The organism is Corallococcus sp. CA054B (assembly GCF_003611625.1).
GTDB classification, from domain to species: Bacteria; Myxococcota; Myxococcia; order Myxococcales; family Myxococcaceae; genus Corallococcus; species Corallococcus coralloides.
In genome coordinates, this window is sequence record NZ_RAVY01000121.1 from 1 (window position 1) to 19,010 (window position 19,010).

At 70.8% G+C, this 19,010-nt stretch carries 14 protein-coding genes; 5 read left to right on the forward strand and 9 right to left on the reverse strand.

Going from position 1 to position 19,010, the window contains the following annotated elements:
* Window positions 1-123 precede the first annotated feature (123 nt).
* Genes truB through D7V80_RS26015 form a run of 4 tightly spaced genes read right to left on the reverse strand, consistent with a single transcriptional unit; the run spans window position 124 to window position 2,572 of the window.
* Window positions 124-1,020, reverse strand: coding sequence for a tRNA pseudouridine(55) synthase TruB (gene truB, locus D7V80_RS26000; RefSeq protein WP_199738856.1), 897 nt, complete (start codon window positions 1,018-1,020; stop codon window positions 124-126).
* The gene (locus tag D7V80_RS26005) at window positions 1,017-2,111 is read right to left on the reverse strand and encodes an AAA family ATPase (RefSeq protein ID WP_120590724.1); all 1,095 of its coding nucleotides are present in this window, start codon (window positions 2,109-2,111) and stop codon (window positions 1,017-1,019) included. The genes truB and D7V80_RS26005 overlap by 4 nt, the downstream gene beginning before the upstream one ends.
* 24 nt (window positions 2,112-2,135) lie before the next feature.
* A complete protein-coding gene (locus D7V80_RS26010; RefSeq protein WP_120590725.1) occupies window positions 2,136-2,360 on the reverse strand; it encodes a hypothetical protein in 225 nt (74 codons plus the stop codon).
* Window positions 2,357-2,572, reverse strand: a complete 216-nt coding sequence (locus D7V80_RS26015) for a hypothetical protein (RefSeq protein ID WP_120590726.1) — start codon at window positions 2,570-2,572, stop codon at window positions 2,357-2,359. Before D7V80_RS26015 ends, D7V80_RS26010 begins: the two co-directional genes overlap by 4 nt.
* A gap of 118 nt (window positions 2,573-2,690) precedes the next feature.
* Between D7V80_RS26015 and D7V80_RS26020 the strand changes: the two genes are divergently transcribed.
* Complete coding sequence (locus D7V80_RS26020) at window positions 2,691-4,262, forward strand: LVIVD repeat-containing protein (RefSeq protein ID WP_120590727.1); 1,572 nt, start codon at window positions 2,691-2,693, stop codon at window positions 4,260-4,262.
* 10 nt (window positions 4,263-4,272) lie between these two features.
* Here D7V80_RS26020 and D7V80_RS26025 read toward each other — a convergent pair whose 3' ends face one another.
* The 5 genes from D7V80_RS26025 to D7V80_RS26045 form a co-directional block, all read right to left on the reverse strand.
* Entirely contained in the window at window positions 4,273-6,297 is a 2,025-nt protein-coding gene (locus D7V80_RS26025) for a response regulator (RefSeq protein WP_120590728.1), read from the reverse strand.
* Entirely contained in the window at window positions 6,294-9,095 is a 2,802-nt protein-coding gene (locus D7V80_RS26030; protein WP_120590729.1) for an ATP-binding protein, read from the reverse strand. The genes D7V80_RS26025 and D7V80_RS26030 overlap by 4 nt, the downstream gene beginning before the upstream one ends.
* Window positions 9,095-9,469: a response regulator gene (locus D7V80_RS26035; RefSeq protein WP_014400722.1), complete on the reverse strand. Its 375-nt coding sequence runs from the start codon at window positions 9,467-9,469 to the stop codon at window positions 9,095-9,097. The genes D7V80_RS26030 and D7V80_RS26035 overlap by 1 nt, the downstream gene beginning before the upstream one ends.
* Before the next feature lie 318 nt (window positions 9,470-9,787).
* Window positions 9,788-10,243 (reverse strand): helix-turn-helix domain-containing protein, encoded by a 456-nt coding sequence (locus tag D7V80_RS26040; protein ID WP_233585725.1) that lies wholly within the window; start codon window positions 10,241-10,243, stop codon window positions 9,788-9,790.
* Between the two features lie 53 nt (window positions 10,244-10,296).
* A complete protein-coding gene (locus D7V80_RS26045) occupies window positions 10,297-10,674 on the reverse strand; it encodes a helix-turn-helix domain-containing protein (protein WP_120590731.1) in 378 nt (125 codons plus the stop codon).
* Window positions 10,675-10,905: 231 nt separating this feature from the next.
* On the opposite strand from D7V80_RS26045, the gene D7V80_RS26050 reads away from it, so the two are divergent.
* From D7V80_RS26050 to D7V80_RS26065, 4 genes are all read left to right on the forward strand, one after another.
* Window positions 10,906-12,120: a serine/threonine-protein kinase gene (locus D7V80_RS26050; RefSeq protein ID WP_120590732.1), complete on the forward strand. Its 1,215-nt coding sequence runs from the start codon at window positions 10,906-10,908 to the stop codon at window positions 12,118-12,120.
* Window positions 12,121-12,235: 115 nt separating this feature from the next.
* Window positions 12,236-13,555: a serine/threonine-protein kinase gene (locus D7V80_RS26055; protein ID WP_120590733.1), complete on the forward strand. Its 1,320-nt coding sequence runs from the start codon at window positions 12,236-12,238 to the stop codon at window positions 13,553-13,555.
* A gap of 625 nt (window positions 13,556-14,180) precedes the next feature.
* Window positions 14,181-16,484 carry an RTX toxin gene (locus tag D7V80_RS26060; protein WP_120590734.1) on the forward strand — a complete coding sequence of 768 codons (2,304 nt, stop codon included), beginning with the start codon at window positions 14,181-14,183 and terminating at the stop codon, window positions 16,482-16,484.
* A gap of 125 nt (window positions 16,485-16,609) precedes the next feature.
* The gene (locus D7V80_RS26065) at window positions 16,610-18,958 is read left to right on the forward strand and encodes an RTX toxin (protein WP_120590735.1); all 2,349 of its coding nucleotides are present in this window, start codon (window positions 16,610-16,612) and stop codon (window positions 18,956-18,958) included.
* Window positions 18,959-19,010: the final 52 nt, after the last annotated feature.

The window sequence follows — 19,010 nt, forward strand, 5'->3', positions numbered from 1 at the left end:
CGTCCGGCCGCAAGCCGCCGCTCCTCCAGTTGCTGGGCCGTCCAATGCCTCGGCTGCCACGCCATGGAAGCGCCCCCTCCATGGAGCAACCGCCGGTCCCTTACCCAACTTCCCTGAAGGGGGTTAGACGCCGCCGCGCAGCTCTGTCTCGGGCCAGAGGGCTCCGTCCCTGGGGGTGAGCAGGAAGGTCAGCTTCCCCTGATGGAAGCCCCGCACCGGGCCCGGGGGCTCCGGGTAGCCCGGGGGCAGGCGCCAGTCCGGGGGCTGGAGCGGCGTGGCGGCGATGGACTGGCCCTGGCGCAGGGCGCCCACGTCCTGGTCCGTGAGCGCTCGCGAATGCGTCCAGGGGAGCAGGTCGCGGCCGTGCCGTTCGATGCGAGCGCCGGGGCCGGGGTCCTTCCACGGACCGATGGCCGTGCGCTTCAGCGCGGAGAGGTGCGCGCCGCAGCCGAGTGCGCGTCCCAGGTCCCGGGCCAGCGAGCGGACGTAGTAGCCGCCCCGGCAGGTGAGCTCCAACATGCTGGCTTTGGGCAGGTCGTGCGACAGCCAGCGCGCGGTGTGCAGATACACGCGCGAGGGAGGCAGGTCCACGGCTTCGCCCCGGTGGGCCTTGCGGTAGGCGGGCTCTCCGCCGAGCTTCTTCGCGCTGGTGGCGGGGGGCACCTGTTCAGTCCAGCCGAGGAACGGGCGCAGTGCTTCATCAAGGCGCTCGGGGGTGAGCGCGGTCGCGTCTCCCTGGTGCACGGGGCGGCCGTGCAGGTCTCCGGTGTCCGTCTCCGTGCCCCACTCCACGCGGGCCTCGTAGACCTTGGGCGCCGCGTGCAGGTGTTCGAAGAGGTGGGTGGCCGGGCCCACCAGCATCAGCAGCAGCCCTTCCGCGAACGGATCCAACGTGCCGCCGTGGACCAGCGCCGTGCGGCGGCCGGGCCTCGTCGCCTGCGCTTCCTCCTGGAAGGCTCGGACGGTGGTGAAGCTGGTGGCGCCCACGGGCTTGTGCGTGAGGTAGAGGCCGGGGGTCATTCGTCGTTCCAGTTCCGCTTCACCGTCGTCGCGCCCAGCTGCTTCTCCAGGTGCACGGGCGAGGTGCCCGTCTTGTCCGCGATGACTCGCGCCAGGGCCTCCGCGTGCGTCGTCACCCAGACCTGGCTGTATTCGGAGGCGCGCACGATGAGCCGGCCCAGCGGCTCCAGCAGGTCCGGGTGCAGGCTGGTCTCCGGTTCGTTCAGCGCGAGGAACGGCGGCGGCCTGGGACTGAGCAGCGCCGCCAGCAGGCACAGGTAGCGCAGCGTTCCGTCCGACAGCTCCGGCGCGGACATGGGCCTCGACAGGCCGGGCATGTGCAGGAAGAGGCTGAAGCGGCCGTTCTCCGCTCGAATCTCCAGTCTCGCTCCGGGGAAGGCGTCGTCGATGCCCTGCTCCAGGGCGCGCTCGTCGCCAATCTCCCAGATGGTCTGGAGCGCCGCCGCGAGGTCGCGCCCGTCCGACGCGAGCACCGGCGTGCGCACGCCCACCTGCGGGTGCCGGGGCAGCGCGTCCGGGTCCGTGCGGAAGTGGTGGTAGAAGCGCCACGCGCTCAGCGTGCGCTGGACCTCGCCCAGTCTGGGGAAGCGGTGCGGTTCGGCGAGCTGATCCATCACCGACTCCGCACCCCACAGCTCCGTGGGGAACGTGATGCGCTTGCCGTCCGCGTCGCGGATGAAGGCCGTGCGGTCCTTGCGCTCCATCAACACCAGACGCCGGCCTCCGGAGTGCGCCCAGAGGTGCTCCTCCTTCACCTCCGGATCCAGGGTGAACATCGTCGGGGGCGGAGGCCCGGGCACCAGGCCGCATTGCAGCTCGTAGGTGAGGTCGTCCAGGTCCACCGTCACGCGCAGCCGCACCGGCTTCTTGGCGTCGCGGGGGCCTGCCCACATCACGCTCGGGGTGCCGCCCTCGTCCGCCAGCGTGCGCGCGAGCCGGCCTTCCGCCGCCGCCGCGAGCAGGTACAGCGCTCGGTACAGGTTCGTCTTGCCGCTGCCGTTGGGCCCCACCACCACGGTCACCGGCCCCAGCTCCAGGTGGAGCTGACGCACGGAGCGGTAGCCTGCGATGTCCAGACGCGTGAGGGCCATGACGTGCGCGAGCCTATCCGGCCCCTACGGAGGGGGCCGCACCTTCGTCCGGCCGCTGCCCACCTCCCGGCACAGCGCCCAGAAGTTATCGAGGACCTTGTTGGACGGCAGTGGCTCCAGCCAGCGCCGCGCCTCCTCATCGGCCGTGGAGCTCTCCAGCCGCAGGCGGGCACGGACCTCCCCGCCAACGGCCAGCGAGCCATCCGAGCCGGACGGCACCAGCAGGTCCACTTCCAGGTCCCCGGTCACGAGGTGATCCGCGCCTCGGGGATGGAGATGGGCACGAAGTCCTGCTGCGTCAGCGCCTCCGCCATGCTGTCGAGCCATGCGTCCCTCAGGCGCTGCTGCTCCGGCGTGGGCCAGGGAGGCTCACTGCTCCAGTGGTCCACCACCTTCCCCCCGGGGAAGCGGGTGCGCAGGTCCGTGAGCGCGGCTTCGATGTCCGGGCGGCGTGGGTGCATGGCGGGCTTCTAGCGCCGCTGGGGGGCTCGCGCATCCGCTTCGGGCCGTGCGCTAGACTTCCCGCGCGCTTCGAGTCGGCCGTGGACCGCGAAGCTTCCGCGCAGGAGCCTCCATCCCATGACGTCTTCCCTTCGCATTCTGGGCACGGGCCTGTTCGCCTGCGCCCTGTCCCTGTCCGGCTGTAGCCACAATGACTCCGTACCGGGGCCGTCGGAGCCGGCTCCGAAGCCCCCCGTCGAGCGCACCGACTACATCGACGTGGTCCCCAACGAGCCCTGCATGGACGCGAGCTACGCGAAGCCGAGCGCGAACTGCTCCGACCCGGCCAGCTTCAAACTGACCGGCTGTGACCTGAAGGCGGTGGGTGCCCTGGAGCCCTCCGGCGTCTACCAGGCCATCTTCCGCTACAACGCCACGAGCGCGTTCGGCACGGGCTTCCGCCTGGACACCACCCCCAGCTTCCTGGGCGACCCCCTGGTGCGCAACGAGGTGGGCCCCCAGGGGTTCTTCATCACCGGGGAGATCATGAACTCCCAGCTCCGGTTGCAGCGGTACGCGCTCGCGGGCTGCCGCGTGCCGGCGCCCGGCCACATCACCGGCTGCTTCGTGCGCTGCACCGACGGCGTGCCGGACTACTCCGGCACCTTCCACGCCCAGCGGATGAACCTGAACCAGGAAGAGTCCACCGGCGCCAGGGACATGCGCCTCGTCTCCGAGTCCGCCATCCCGGAGGGAGACCCCGTGGACGTCTATGTCACCAAGGGCCACGCCTACGTGGTGTCCCTGCCGCGGGGCACGAAGGAGGCCGGAGGCCTGAACGTCTTCAACGTGGCGGACCCGGCCCACCCCACGCTCGTCACCCGCGTGAGCCTGCCCAATGACAACTACTGGAACGGCGTCTGGGCCAAGGGCGACGCGCTCTACGTCGCCAGCGCCGACTCCGGCGTCATCGTCTACGACATCTCCAACCCGGCCAGCCCCCAGTACGTGCGCGCGCTGCCCGGCGGCGCCATCGACGTGCACACCGTGTTCGTGGACGGCGACCGGCTGTACGCCATGTCCCCGTCCCCCAACGGGGAGACGCTGCTGTTCGACGTGGCCTCGCCGCTGGAGCCCCAGCTGCTCAGCCGCATCTCCGTGCCGCGAGAGGCGGGCGTCAGCTACCCGCACGACGCGTTCGCCTACCAGGACCGGCTCTACGTCAACCACACGCGCACCGGCTACGTCGTCATGGACGTCACCCGCCCGGACGAGACACCCGTGCTGGGCAGGTATGCCTTCGACGGCCAGTACAGCCACGCGAACGCGGTGGGCACCATCAACGGGCGCACCATCGCCTTCGAGGGCGGCGAGCGCTTCGGCGCGCACCTGCGCGTGCTGGACGTCACCGACCCGGCGAAGATCCGCCTCATCGGCGAGGTGAAGAAGCGCCCGCAGACGTCCATCCACAACATGGTGCTGGTGGGCACGCGGCTCTACGTGGCCTGGTACCACGAGGGCGTGCGCGTCTTCGACGTGTCCCGGCCCGAGCAGCCGAAGGAGATCGCCGCCTTCGACTCCTTCCAGGAAGCGCACCCGCGCAGCACCGACAGCCTCTACCAGGGAGCCATCGGCATCCGCGTGCCGGGCGACGGGCACGTGTACGTCGTGGACCTGTCGCGCGGGCTGCTGGTGCTGGCGGAGCCGTGACGCGCGGGCGTCACTCCGCTTCGATGCGATTGCGGCCGTTCTCCTTCGCCCGGTAGAGCCGGGCGTCGGCGACGCGCAGCAGCTCGTCCAGGGTGGTGCCGTCACCCGGCGCCACCGCGAGCCCCGCGCTGAAGGTGACGTGGAAGGTGTCTCCCGTATCGCCTTCGAAGGTCATCGCGGACAGCTCCTCCGCCGTGCGGGAGAGGATCTCCTTCGCGCTCTCCGGCGTCTCGCCCAGCAGCGCGACGACGAACTCCTCGCCGCCCCAGCGGGCGCGCAGGTCCTCACGGCGGAAGCGCGCCCCCAACAGCCGTCCCAGCCGCATCAGCACGCGGTCCCCCGCGAGGTGGCCGTGCTGGTCGTTCACCTTCTTGAAGTGGTCCACGTCCAGGAAGCACAGCGCCAGCGGCTTGTCGCTCCGGCGCGCCTCCGACAGCCGCGTGCCCACCGCCTCCACGAAGGGACGGCGCAGCATCAGGCCGGTGAGCGCGTCTCGCTCCGTGCGCTCGCGCGACAGCCGCGCCCGCTCCAGCCGCGCGTGCACGCGGGCGCGCAGCTCCTCCTTCAGCACGGGCTTGGCCAGGTAGTCGTCCGCGCCGGCCTGGAACGCGGCCAGCCGGAACTCCAGCCCCACCTGCGCGGTGATGAGCAGGATGGGCAGCTCCTGCCACTCCGGCGCCAGGCGCAGGATGCGGCACAAATCAAACCCGCTGGGCCCGGGCATCTGCACGTCCAGGAGCAGCAGGTCCGGGCGGTGCTGCGCGAGCGCGTCCAAGAGGCCGTAGGCGTTCTCCAGCCCCACGACCTCCACGGCGTCGCTCACCAGCGCCTGGGAGAGGGCGCGCACCGCCTCCGGGTCGTCATCCACCACCATCACCTTCGCACGCTCCAGCCGGCGCGTGGCCACCAGCCGCTCCGCCGCGGTGGCGAAGTCCTGCTGGGTGAAGGGCCGGGGCAGGAACAGCGACGCGCCCGCGTGCGCCGCGTTCACGCGCTCCTGCAGGACTCCGCTCGTGCTGGAGAAGGCCAGGGGCAGGGACTGGTGGCCCTCCATCGCGCGGAGCGCGCTCGCGGTGGCGAGCCCCGCCTCGCCCATGTGCAGGAGCGCCCCGTCCACCCACTGCCGCTCCACTGCGGCGCAGGCCTCCTGGGGCGTGGCGGCCGTCACCACGCGCACGCCTTCGCGCTCGCCCATCCGGCGCGCGTCCGCGAGCACGGCCGCGTCCTCGTCCACCACGAGCAGCGTGCCCATGGCGGCGACGACGGCCTCCTCCGGCTCCGGCTCCGGGGCGAGGACCGGCAGCGACACCCGGTCCTCCAGCGCGCGGAAGCCCGCGTCCACCCGGGCCCAGTCCAGCGTGCCCCCGGTCTTCACCGGACGGAGCACGTCCTCCAGCGCGCCCGCCGTGATGCTCACGTCGCGGAAGCCGTAGCTGCCCGCGGTGCCGTGCAGCTTGTGCACGACGCTGTAGGCCTCCTCCATGGCCGCCGCGTCGCCGTGGCGTCCCTTGCCGAGCAGGGCCTGGAGCGTGGCCAGCCGCTCCGGCAGCTTCGCGCCGTAGTCCGCGCTCAGGAGGGCCAGGCTGGCCGCGAAGTCATCCACAGGCTCCGCGTCCTCCTCGTCCAGGGACTCCCGCGGAGGGGGCGGCCGTGCCACCGCGAAGAGCTGCTCCAGCCACACCGCCAGCTCCTCCGGCCGGTAGGGCTTGTGCACCACGCGCGCCACGCCCAGCTGGCGCGTGAGCAGCTCATGGCTCTTCAGGTCCTTCCAGAAGGCGGACGCGAAGAGCACCGGCAGGTCCGGCTTCGTCTTGCGCAGCTCCCGGATGAAGTCCGCGCCCGTCATGCCCGGCAGCAGGCCGTCCACGATGGCGGCGTCCACCGGCTTGGATTGGAGCACCTCGCGCGCCTCGGCGGCGGTGCGCGCGGGGGTCACCTGGTAGCCCCGGTCCCGCAGGAAGGTGCAGACCAGGGCCTGGAGGTCGCGGTCGTCCTCCAGGAAGAGGAGCGTCTTGTGATTGCGCGCGGGGCTCATGGCAGCGCCTTTCGGGGCTCGGCCGCGGCGTCACGGCGGGCCAGCAGTCCGTTGAGCAGCTCCCGCACGGAGGCCAGCAGCTCTTCTTCGGAAGCGCGGGCCTTCGTCAGGTGCCGGGTGATGCCCAGGGTGAGCTGGCGCTGGTCGGTGCGCGACAGCTCGCGGCCGGTGAAGACGATGAGCGGCGTGGCGCGGCCCTTGCCCTGGCGCAGGATGTCCACCACCTCGAAGCCGTCCAGCCGCGGCAGCCCCACGTCCAGCACGATGAGGTCCGGGGGCGTGTCGCGCGCGAGCGCCACCGCGCTCTCCCCGTCCGCCGCTTCGATGCACAGCGCGCCCAGCCGTTCGAACTGCGCGCACAGCACCCGGCGCGTGGTGGCGTCGTCATCCACCACCAGCACGCGCGCCTGGCCCGGCTGGCGCATGGCGTAACGCAGTGTCTTCAGCAACCGGGTTTCGTCCACCGGCGTGGGCAGCCAGTCCACCAGCAGCGCCGTGCCCGCGTCCTTCACCCCCGCGTGCGAGCGCCCGGCCAGGGCCAGCACGGGCAGCTCGCGCGTGCGCGGCTGTTCCCGCAGGCGGCGCACCCAGTCCAGCACGGGGCCGTCCGGCATCTGCGTGTCCACCACCAGCGCGTCCGGCAGCGCGTGCTCCACCGCCTGCGCGGCCTCCGAGAGCGTGGCGGCGCGCACCACCCGGTAGCCCTCATGCGACAGCAGGCCGCGCAGGAGGGTGGACAGGTCCGCGTCCGCGGTGACGATGAGCACGTTGTGGCGCGACTCGTCCGTGGGCAGCGCCGCGGTGGCGCCCGGCGCGGCGACGCGCAGGGCCTCCAGGGTGAAGTGGAAGGTGGCGCCCTGGCCCGGGGGACTGCTCACGTCGATGCGGCCGCCGTGCTGCTCCACGATGGCCTGCGAGATGGCCAGCCCCAGGCCGGTGCCGCCCTTGGAGCGGGTGTCGGACGCGTCCAGCTGCTGGAAGCGGCCGAAGAGGCGGGGGAGCTTCTCCTCCGGGATGCCGGAGCCCTGGTCCGTGACGCTGAAGCGCACCCGGCCGTCCGCCGTGAGGCCGGCCGCCACCACCACGGAGGCGCCCTGGGGGGAGAACTTGATGGCGTTGGAGACCAGGTTGGTGAGCACCTGGATGAGCCGGTCGCGGTCGCCCTTCACCTGCGGCGCGCCCTCCACGTCCGAGCGCAGGGTGACGTGCGCCGCCTCCGCCATGCCCTGCACGCCCGCGAGCGTGGCCTCCACCAGGTCCTGCGCCGTCTGCGGCTGGAGCTTCAGCTCCAGCATCCCGGACTCCATCTTCTCCAGGTCCAGGATGTCGTTGATGAGGCGGATGAGCCGTTCGGTGTTGGTGCGCGCGATGCGCACCATGTCCAGCGCCTGCGAGGGCAGCTCCCCCACGATGCCGTTCTCCAGCAGGCCCAGCGAGCCGCGGATGGAGGTGAGCGGCGTGCGCAGCTCGTGGCTCACGGTGGAGATGAACTCGTTCTTCATCCGCTCCACGGCCTTGCGCTCCGTGAGGTCGCGCACGAAGACGGTGGTGCGCGGCGGACCATCCGCGTGCACGCGCGCGAAGGTGAGCTCCGCGGGGAACACGTCGCCGTCCGCGCGCAGGCACGGCGATTCCAGGCGCGCCGCGCCGTTCTCCTGGAGGAGCGCGGCGTGGACGGCCTCCCGCTGCGAGGCCGGCAGCGACGCGGGCAGCGCCAGCGACAGGAAGTCCGCGCCCACCGCCCGCGCGGACGGCAGGCGGAAGTGGGACGCCGCCGCGGGGTTGAACTCCGCGACGCGGCCGGACTCGTCCAGCACCACGATGCCGTCCGGCGACGCCTCCAGGATGGCCGCCTTGCGCGCGTCGCTGGCCCGCGCCTCCGCGCTCGCGGCGGACAGGGCCTGGGTGCGCTCCGCCACGCGCTCCTCCAGCCCCCGGTTGAGCTCGCCCAGCGCCGCGGACGCCCGCGCCAGCCGCACCAGCACGACGAGCACGTAGACCACCAGCAGCAGGCACACGCCGAAGAGGACGATGCGCGTGCGCTCCGCGCGGGACTGGGACTGCTCCTGGAGCTGGAGGTACGTGGTGATGAGGCGCTCGGCCTCGCCGGTGGCGCCGTGGTCCAGCAGCGCCTGGAAGGACGCGTCCGTCGCGCGCTGGAGCGCCAGCAGCTCCCGCGTGCGGGCCTCCAGGGTGTCCAGCGCGGCGAGCGCGGGGGCGGGCAGCGGCTGCTGCTCACGCGCCCGGGCCAGCCGCGCCAGCGAGGCCTCCACGCGGGCCCCCGACGCCTCTCCCGGAGCGCGCGAGGCGAGCAGCACGTCCACGTCCATCGCCTCCACGTGCGCGCGGGGCGGGCCCTGGGGCAGCGAGGCGGCGGTGGCGGCGACGACGCCGGGGTAGGCCTCGCGCAGGCCAGCGAGCTGCTGATCCTTCTCGCGGGCCGCAGCCAGGATCGCGCGCGAGCCCTCCAGCACGCGCAGGTACGTGTCCAGGGAGGCGTTGAGCGAGCGCATCCCCTCCGCCGGGAGGAAGCCGGGCGCGGAGCGCAGCTGCTGGGCGCGGGCGGCCAGCGCGTCGAAGTCCTGGTCGGAGGAGCCGTGCAGCTGCGCCATGCCCACGCGCTGGCGCAGCACGTCCTGTTCCAGCTCCGACGTGGCCACGCGCAGCTGCCGCAGCCGGGTGCGGTAGTGGTCGTGGTCGGCGGTGGAGCCCGGGCGGCCCAGGATGAACAGGGCACACAGCAGCACCAGGGCGCCGGCGGCCAGCGCGGCGGAGCGTTTGGACAGGCGGGGTTCCATCAGGGCACCAGGCGGCGGATTTCCTGCGGCAGGGTCATGGGGTCGAACGGCTTGCCGATGACGCCCACCGCGCCCAGCTCCAGGTAGCGCGCCACCTCCTGCTTCTGGACCTTGGCGGTCATGAAGATGATGGGCGTGTTCGCGGTGGCGGGCTGGGCGCGCAGCCGGCCGAAGGTGGTGGGCCCGTCCATGCCGGGCATCATCACGTCCAGGAGGATGAGGTCGGGGCCCTCCTGGCCCGCCTTCTCCAGGGCCTCCGCGCCAGAGGACGCGAGCACCGTCTTCCATCCCCCCACACGGCTCAGGCTCAGCTGCCCGATGGTGCGGATGTCGTCCTCATCGTCCACGAGCAGGACCTTCTCGATTTTCGCCATGGGAGGGAGTGCTCCAGGAAGAGGGGTTTGGATCGCGGTACGGAAGGCAGGCGGAAGTGGATGTCCGTCAGGCGACTTCGGGCTCGGATTCGCACTCCGGCAGGTCGAAGGAGCAGCGGGTGCACGCCCACGCGCAGGACGCCGGCCTCGCGGGTGAGGGACAGGATGATGCGCTCGCCCTGGGGGGAGAACCTGATGGCGTACTTGTCTGCCATTGGGGAGAGGGCCCCACCCGAAGGCCCGGCCCCTGGCTCAGGAGGACAGGCGGGCGGACATCCGGTTGCAGCCCGGGAGGATTTGTCTGCGCATGGCGACGCGCTAACCGGCGCGTCGCTTGCGGGTGGCCCGAGGCTTCTTCCGGGGCGCGGGAGCGGGCGAGGACCCGGGCACCGGCTTCGGGGGCATGACGGACACCACCGTGCGCACCACGCGGGCCACCGCCTTGAGCTGGCGGGGCTCCAGGTCGCGCAGCGTGCGCACCAGGCGGCGCAGCTCCAGCGAGTCCTCCTGGGCTGGCGAGGCCCGGGGCGGCACCGGGGAGGTGCCGGGCCCCACGCCCAGGAGCGCGTCCGCGGACACGGACAGCACGTCGCACAGCCGCCGCAGGGTTTGAGCCCTGGGCAGCATGCGGCCGCGCTCCATGCGGCTGTAGACCTCCATGGCGATGCCCACGCGCTCCGCCACGTCCGCCTGCGTGAGACCCAAGCGCAGCCGCGCGTCTCGGGCGGCGGCTCCAAATACCGTGTTCAGCTTTTCATTCACCGGGGCGGGCACGCGCAAAACCTTGCATCTCTCCTCCGGGGCGCAAGTTTTCGAGGGCCCGGCGCTCAGCGCTCACGCAGCGCGAGCGCCCCCTGGATGATGAGCCCCATGGCCTTCAACGCCTCTTCATCCAGGGGCCGCAGGGCGCGCACCAGCCGGCGCAGGGAGGGCGAATCCTCCTCGCGGTCCGCCAGGGCCAGCGTGAGCGCCTCGTCCGGGGGCGAGGGCCCGTCCAACCCCAGGAGTGTGTCCGCGCGGATGCGCAACACCATGCACATGCGGCGCAAGGTGGTGGAGCTGGGCAGCACGCGCCCGCGCTCCATGCGGCTGTAGACCTCCATGGCGATGCCCACCTGGCTGGCGACGTCGCCCTGGGTCAGGCCCTGCCGCTCGCGGGCCTGTCGCGCCGCGGTGCCCACCGTGATGGCCAGCTCCTCGTTCATTGCCGCTCACCCACCCCTGGCCGGACCGTGTCTCCCATGAAGTCAGGTGTCCGGCATCCTACCTGACACGGCACCAACACTACCCCAAGGGGCGTCCGCCATGCTATGGACCCTGGAGGTTCCATTGCTCCTTTCGCGAATGCATCCTCTCGGCCACGCCCTCCCTCTGAGATTCAACCCCCCACGTCCCGAAGCATTCGGGCTTTCCTTCCGCGTAGGAGGCGCTCCGCGATGAGCCTGGAGGGAGGACATCCGCTGCTCCTTCAGCCCCAGGAGGTGGTGGGCAGCTTCCGGCTGTTGAAGCGCCTGGCCACGGGGGGCTACGGCACCGTGTTCCTGGCGGAGACCGGGGGCTTCCACGTGGCGCTGAAGTTCGCGCTCCAGGGGCCGCAGGACTCCGAGGAGGGTTCGCAGGTGGACGCGCGCACGCTCAAGGAGGTGAGCGTGCTGCACCGCATGACCCATCCCAACGTGGTGGCGTTGCGCGGCTACCACCGCTGGCCGAACCCGCGCACGGGCTACCTGTTCCTGGTCATGGACTACGTGGAGGGTCCCACGCTGTCCGACTGGGCGGTGGAGGCGAAGCCCACGGCGCGGCAGGTGGCGCGGCTGTTCTCGGAGCTGGCGCTGACGCTGGACTTCATCCACCGCGCGGGCGTGCGCCACCGCGACATCAAGGGCAGCAACATCATCGTGCGCGCGTCGGACGCGAGGCCGGTGCTGGTGGACTTCGGCTCCAGCGACCACGCCTGCGCGCCGTCCATCACCGACGGGCGGCCGCCGCCGGGCACGCCCAGCTACCGCAGCCCGGAATTGCTGCGCTACTGGCTGAACAACCCCAAGGGCATGTCCCGCTACGTCTACCAGCCCACGGATGACCTCTATTCGCTGGGGCTCACGCTCTTCCAGGTGCTCACCGGGGACTTCCCCTATCCGCCGGAGCTGCCGGCCGCGGCGCTGCTGGGAGGAATCCAGAGCATCAAGGGGCGCTCCGCGCGCTCCATCAACCCGCGCGTGCCCCGCGCCCTCAATGACATCTGCGAGCGGCTGCTGCGCCAGGAGGCCAGCCAGCGCTACCAGATGGGCGCGGACCTCTACGCCGACCTGAGCGCGGCGCTGGAGCGCGCCCCGGACAGCTGGGACATGCCGCTGTTCAACGCGCCGCCACCCCACGAGGCCGTGACGGAGGAATCCGACGCGTACTTCGACGGCAACGAGGAGGCCCGGGAGCTGCGCCGCTGGGCCCGCGCCTACGAGCGGCGCATCCCCGGCGCCGCGCCCCACTCCAGCGCGTCCACGCCGCCCGTGCCGCCTCCGCCCGGCCCGTCGCTGGGGCTGGCGGCGCCCCTGCCCCCGCCCATGCCCTGGTGGGTGGCCCGGCGGCTGGCGTGGCGGCGGCGGTGGGAGCGGTGGCTCCGGCGTCTGGGATTGCGCCGGGGCGAATGAACCCGCTGGGTTGACCGACCACCACACGACCCTGGAGGTTTTCCCCGCGACAGGGTTTGTGCTACCTGCGGGGTGGAGCGATTCCCGCTCCACCTGGGAGGTAGGAAGACAGGCCATGAAGACGCCCGATACGACGACGGAGGAGAACCCCGGCATGCCCCGCCGGCCGCGCGTGCTGTTCACGGTGGGAGGCACGGCCTTCGAGTTCGTGCGCAAGCTGGAGGTGCGCTCCACCGGGGAGCTGCTGATGCTGGCGCGGCGGCGCTACCGGGGCGGGATGGGCGGCCCGGTGGTCATCAAGCGGCTGCGCAACCCGTCTGGCTTCGTGGAGCGGCGGCGGCTGGTGGAGGAGGTGGAGCTGACGTTCCGGCTCAACCACCCGGGCATCGCGAAGGTCTACCACCTGAAGGCGTACCGGGGCGTGCCGCACGTGGTGATGGAGTACGTGGAGGGCCGGTCCCTGGACACGGTGCTCAACCTGGTGGCCATGCGGCGCAAGCCCATGTCCCCGGCCTTCGGCGCGTGGGTCGTCTCCGAGGTGGCGGAGGCGCTGCACCACGCGCACACGCTGCGGGACGAGTGGAACCGGCCGCTGGGCATCGTGCACCGGGACGTGAGCCCCCGGAACCTGCGCCTGGGCGTGCATGGCGAGGTGAAGCTCACGAACTTCACCGCCGCGTTCTCCACGCTGCCGGGGCGGGAGATCACCAGCCGTCCGCTGGTGAAGGGAGACGTGGCCTACGCCTCACCGGAGGCGCTGCGGCGCGAGCCCGTGGACGCGAGGAGCGACCTGTTCTCGCTGGGGCTGGTGCTGCTGGAGGTGCTGACGGGGACGCACCCGCTGGCCCAGGGGGACGCGGCGCCTCCGCCCCCGCCAGACCTGCCGCCGGTGCAGGCGCAGGGGCCCACGTGGATGCCCCTGACAGAGGTAGCGGCGCGGATGGCGCTGGTGGGGCCCGGGGAGGTGGAGCGCATGGCGCGCGAGGTGCCGGAGGGCCTGCGCGCCATCGTGGTGCGGGCGCTGCGCCAGTCCCCGGCGGACCGCTTCGGCACGGCGGCGGAGCTGGCCTCCGCGCTGCGGGAGTGGCTGCGGGCCCATGTGCCCGCGTACGGGCGGCAGGCCGCGGCGGAGGAGGTGGAGGAGGCGGCACGGGAGGCCACGGGCCGGCGCAACCAGGCGGAGCTGCTGGAGGGAGGGCTGCACCCGGAGGAGCTGACCGCCGAGGAGGCCGCGATGACGTCCGAGGCCGCCGGGCCCGCGAGCCAGGAGGGCCCGCCGCCGTTCCTCCAGGGCGACGACGTGACGCCGGACCTGAATGACGAACCCCTGCCCCTCCAGGACCTGGTCGAGGACCTGGACGAGCTGGCCAGCCCGGATGAAGAGGCACCGGGAGACGACCTCGAGGACGACGACGACGGCCACCAGCCGGTGTGAGCCCGCGCCGGCACCGGGTCCCTGGGACTCAGGCCACCCGAGTCCCCCGGGACCAGCAGGGTGCCGCCGCCGGTCCATGACTGTCTTTTCCGGATTTCGTGCAAGCCATAAAGCATTGCAGTGTTTCGCGAAGCTTCCGCGACTTGCTTGATTCCTCCCACTCATCAACCCGGTGCGTCACCCGACAGACTCGCTCCTTTAGGGGGTGTTCCGAGGGGGATGACAAATCCTGTCACCGCGCGGGTCCGCCGCGACTGACACGCATTCCACCCGCCAGTCAGCGCAAACCCAGACATTGACACGCTTTCGCAGGAACCAATAAAAGGCGTGACAGTCTTTTCACCCGCTGGCACTGTGATTTGCGTCTCCAGCTGTAGCCCAGACATACGCCGAGGGCCGGGAGGTCCCCCCGGGTCGGCGTAGGCCTGTCCATTCCCTCTGTTTTCCATGCCGTCCCCCGACCGCGCTCGCTCCGAGCGCGGCACGGGAAACGTGTCTCCGGGCTCCGCCGGGAGCGCGTGAGGCCGGCGTGTACCCGCTGTGAGTCATTGGCTCTTTCCCTGTCTGTCTTCCCAAGGAGTGTCGAGTGAAGCGAACGTCCCCTCGTTGGTTCCGGTCGCGCGGCATGCTGGGCGCGCTCTTGCTGTCCCTGTCTTCGCCGTGGATGGCCGCGTGTAGCTCTGGCTCGAGTACGCCGGAGCCCTCCGCCCCCGCGGACCAGACGCAGTCCCAGGTCACCGTCTCCATCGGCGCGCAGGACCTCTTCAGCCAGGCCGTGAAGGGCCGAGTCTCCGCCCAGGCCTTCGCCTACTCCGATGTCGCCAGCATCCGCGTCGACGTCTCCGAGCAGGGCGCTGGTGGCCTCGTCATCTTCAAGAACTTCGACCTCTTCACCTCCGCCGGGGCGTGGACCGGGAAGCTGCCCTTCCTCCCCAAGGCCAAGGCACTGACCTTCTTCGCCCGCGCGCTCGACGCCTCCGGGAACCTCCTGTTCTCCGGCTCGCTCGACGCGACGCTGAACCTCGACTTCGAGACCGTCACCATCCCCCTGGCCCCCGCGAACAACAACGCGGTCATCTCCCTCCCTCGCATCCGAAAGATCAGCATCCCCAGTGCGTTCGCCTCCTCCCAGTCGGGCAACATCACCTTCGCGGTGGAAGCAACGAATGGCGAAGCGCTGCGCTACGCCATCACCTCCGCCGTCGCGGGCAGCGGAAGCTTCTCCCCGCTCAACGGTGCCATCACGCTGCAGAACACCGCGGGCGCCTTCGTCTCCCAGTACACGCCCCCGACGGTGTCTTCCGAGACGGTCTTCACCCACACCGTCACGGTGACCAACCCCGCCGGGCACTCCATCAGCACCACCTTCACCACGAAGGTGAAGCCTCCGGAGACCTCCAGCGGCGTCATCGACACCTCTGTCGCCGTCCTCTTCAACCCCGTCATCAACGGCCTCAACGGCCTGCGGGTGCGCGACACGCAGAACGTCATCTTCACGGCGGACGTGAGTGACGACGGTGCCCAGGACGCGCTCACCTACGCGTGGAGCTTCACGCCCGCCACGGGCACCACCTTCGACCCCGTGCCCGCGTTCACCGGGGACACCAACCCCTCCACGCTCCAGAACTACACCACCACCGTGCAGGGCGACCTGAAGCTCGCCGTGACGGATGGCAACAACGGCACCACCACGCTCACCTACAAGCTCACCCCGGATCAGTTCCCGGACAACCCCGTCGCCGAAGGGCCGCTGGATGGCATCAACAGCATCCGCAACGGCACCGCCCACACGTGTGCCTTGCTGAATGATGGCTCGGTGCGGTGCTGGGGCTACGGGGCCTACGGTCAGCTGGGCTACGAGAACACCCAGAACATCGGCGACAACGAGCTGCCGTACACGGCCGGCGCGGTAAAGCTCCTCGGCAAGGCCACGAAGCTCGCGGCGGGTGGCAACCACTCCTGCGTGGTGCTGGACACGGGCCTGGTGCGGTGCTGGGGCCAGAACAACTTCGGACAGCTCGGCTACAACAGCACGCAGAACCTGGGCGACGGCGAGCCGGTGGCCAGCTTCGGCTACGTCAACCTGGGCGGTCCGGCCACGCGCATCGCGGTGGGCGCGGAGCACTCGTGCGCGGTGATGGCCACGGGCAAGGTGCGCTGCTGGGGCCGCAACCAGTACGGCCAGCTGGGCTACGGCCACGTCAACAGCATCGGCGATGACGAGCAGCCCTGGAGCGCGGGCGATGTGAACCTGGGCGGCGTCACCGCCACGGATGTCGTCGCGGGTGGCAACCACACCTGCGCGCTGCTCTCCAACGACAAGATGCTCTGCTGGGGCTTCAACAACTACGGTCAGCTCGGCCAGGTCCACTTCAACGACATCGGCGACAACGAGCTGCCCAACAGCCAGACCCCCTTCGAGCCGGCCGGACCGGTCTCGCAAATCTCCGCCGGTGGGACCCACACCTGCGCCCTGCTGAAGACGGGGGCCGTGCGGTGCTGGGGCCTCAATACCTCAGGGCAGCTGGGCACGGGTCAGCCCCTCAATTACTCCCTGTTCAGGGACTCCGGGAGCATCGACCTGGGCACCAGCGCATTGCAGATCTCCGCCGGTTCCACCCACACCTGCGCCCTGCTCTCCACGGGCAGCGTGCGGTGCTGGGGCGCCAATGCCTCCGGCCAGCTCGGCGACGGCAAAACCGCGCTCCGGTCCACGCCGGGCCCGGCCGTGGACCTGGATGGCGCCACCGCGTACCAGGTGACGGCCTCGTCCGGAACCCACACCTGCGCGCTGCTCTCCACGGGCAAGGCGCGGTGCTGGGGCCAGGGCAACTTTGGTCAGCTCGGCTACGGCAACACCAACAACATCGGTGACAACGAGCAGCCGAGCGCCGCGGGCGACATCAAGCTCCTGCCTCCCGCGCCGTAGTCGCTGACGTCCTCGCGGGCGCTCGCAGGACCGGGGCGCCCGCTTCCTTTTCCGTCCGCAATCCTTTTCGCCTTCAGGAGTCTTCCGTGCAGAGGTCATCCCCTCGTTGGTTCCGGTCGCGCGGCATGCTGGGCGCGCTGCTGCTGTCGCTGTCCTCGCCGTGGATCGCCGCGTGCAGTTCCGGTTCGAGTACGCCGGAGCCCTCCGCGCCCTCCGAGCAGACCCAGTCCCAGGTCACCGTCTCCATCGGTGCGCAGGACCTCTTCAGCCAAGCCGTGAAGGGCCGTGTCTCCGCCCAGGCCTTCGCCTACTCCGATGTCGCCAGCATCCGCGTCGATGTCTCCGAGCAGGGCGCTGGTGGCCTCGTCATCTTCAAGAACTTCGATCTCTTCACCTCCGCCGGGGCGTGGACCGGGAAGCTGCCCTTCCTCCCCAAGGCCAAGGCCCTCACCTTCTTCGCCCGAGCGTTCGATGCCTCCGGGAACCTTCTGTTCTCCGGCTCGCTCGACGCGACGTTGAACCTCGACTTCGAGACCGTCACCATCCCGCTGGCCCCCGCGAACAACAACGCGGTCATCTCCCTGCCGCGCATCCGGAAGATCAGCATCCCCAGCGCCTTCGCCTCTTCCCAGTCGGGCAACATCACCTTCGCGGTGGAGGCCACCAACGGCGAGGCGCTTCGCTACGCCATCACCTCCGCCGTCACGGGCAGCGGAAGCTTCTCGCCGCTCAATGGCTCCATCACGCTGCAGAACACCGCGGGCGCCTTCGTCTCCCAGTACACGCCCCCCACCGTGAGCACGGAGACGGTCTTCACCCACACCGTCACGGTGACCAACCCCGCCGGGCACTCCATCAGCACCACTTTCACCACCAAGGTGAAGCCTCCGGAGACCTCCAGCGGCGTCATCGACACCTCCGTCGCCGTGCTCTTCAACCCCGTCATCAACGGCCTCAACGGCCTGCGGGTGCGTGACACGCAGAACGTCATCTTCACCGCGGACGTGAGTGACGACGGAGCCCAGGACGCGCTCACCTACGCGTGGAGCTTCACGCCCGCCTCGGGCACCACCTTCGACCCCGTGCCCGCGTTCACCGGGGACACCAACCCCTCCACGCTCCAGAACTACACCACCGCCGTGCAGGGTGACCTGAAGCTCGCCGTGACGGATGGCAACAACGGCACCACCACGCTCACCTACAAGCTCACTCCGGATCAGTTCCCGGACAACCCTGTCGCCGAAGGGCCGCTGGATGGCATCAACAGCATCCGCACGGGTTGGGACCATGCATGCGCGCTGTTGAATGACGGCTCCGTGCGGTGCTGGGGCTACGGGGCCTTCGGCCAGCTGGGCTACGAGAACACCCAGAACATCGGCGACAACGAGCTGCCGCATACGGCGGGCGCGGTGAAGATCCTCGGCAAGGGGACGAAGCTGGCGGCGGGTGGCAACCACTCCTGCGTGGTGCTGGATACAGGCCTGGTGCGGTGCTGGGGCCAGAACACGTACGGGCAGCTCGGTTACAACAACAAGGACAACCTGGGTGATGGCGAGCCGGTGGCCAGCTTCGGCTACGTCAACCTGGGCGGTCCGGCCACGCGCATCACCGTGGGCGCGGAGCACTCCTGCGCGGTGATGGCCACGGGCAAGGTGCGCTGCTGGGGACGCAACCAGTACGGCCAGCTGGGCTACGGCCACACCAACAGCATCGGCGATGACGAGCAGCCCTGGAGCGCGGGCGACGTGGACCTGGGCAACGTCACCGCCACGGATGTCGTCGCGGGCGACAACCACACCTGCGCGCTGCTCTCCAACGACAAGATGCTCTGCTGGGGCCGCAACGGCCTGGGACAGCTCGGGTACTCACACGTCAACCACATTGGAGACAATGAGCTGCCCAGCAGCCAGACCGCGTTCGAGCCCAAGGGGCCTGTCGCCCAGATCTCCGCGAGCCGGAGCAACACCTGTGCCCTGCTGAAGACGGGCAGCGTCATCTGCTGGGGCGACAACCTCAATGGGCAGACGGGCAACAACCTCTACGGTGACTACATCTGGTACTGCGCCGAGCATCCGTCGACCCGCTGCTACTTCAACTACCTCGTCAACTCGACGACGGTGAACCTGGGCGGAACGACCGCCTTGCAGGTGACCTCCGGTGGCGAGCACGCCTGCGCCCTGCTCTCCACGGGCGCCATGCGGTGCTGGGGAAGCAACACCTACGGGCAACTGGGCTACGGCAACACAGCGGACCTGGGGGTCCCTGGAGGTCCCGTGAACCTCGGGGGTGCGACCGCCTATCAGATCAGTGCCTCGGGCAACGGCAACACCTGCGCGCTGCTCTCCACGGGTAAGGCGCGGTGCTGGGGCAAGAACAACGCCGGGCAGTTGGGCCAGGGCAACACCACGATCATCGGTGACAACGAGCTGCCGTCCACCGTGGGCGACATCCAGCTCCTGCCGCCCACGCCGTAGTCCCTGAACACTCGCGGGCGCCCGGCACACGTCGGGCGCCCGCTTCGCTATC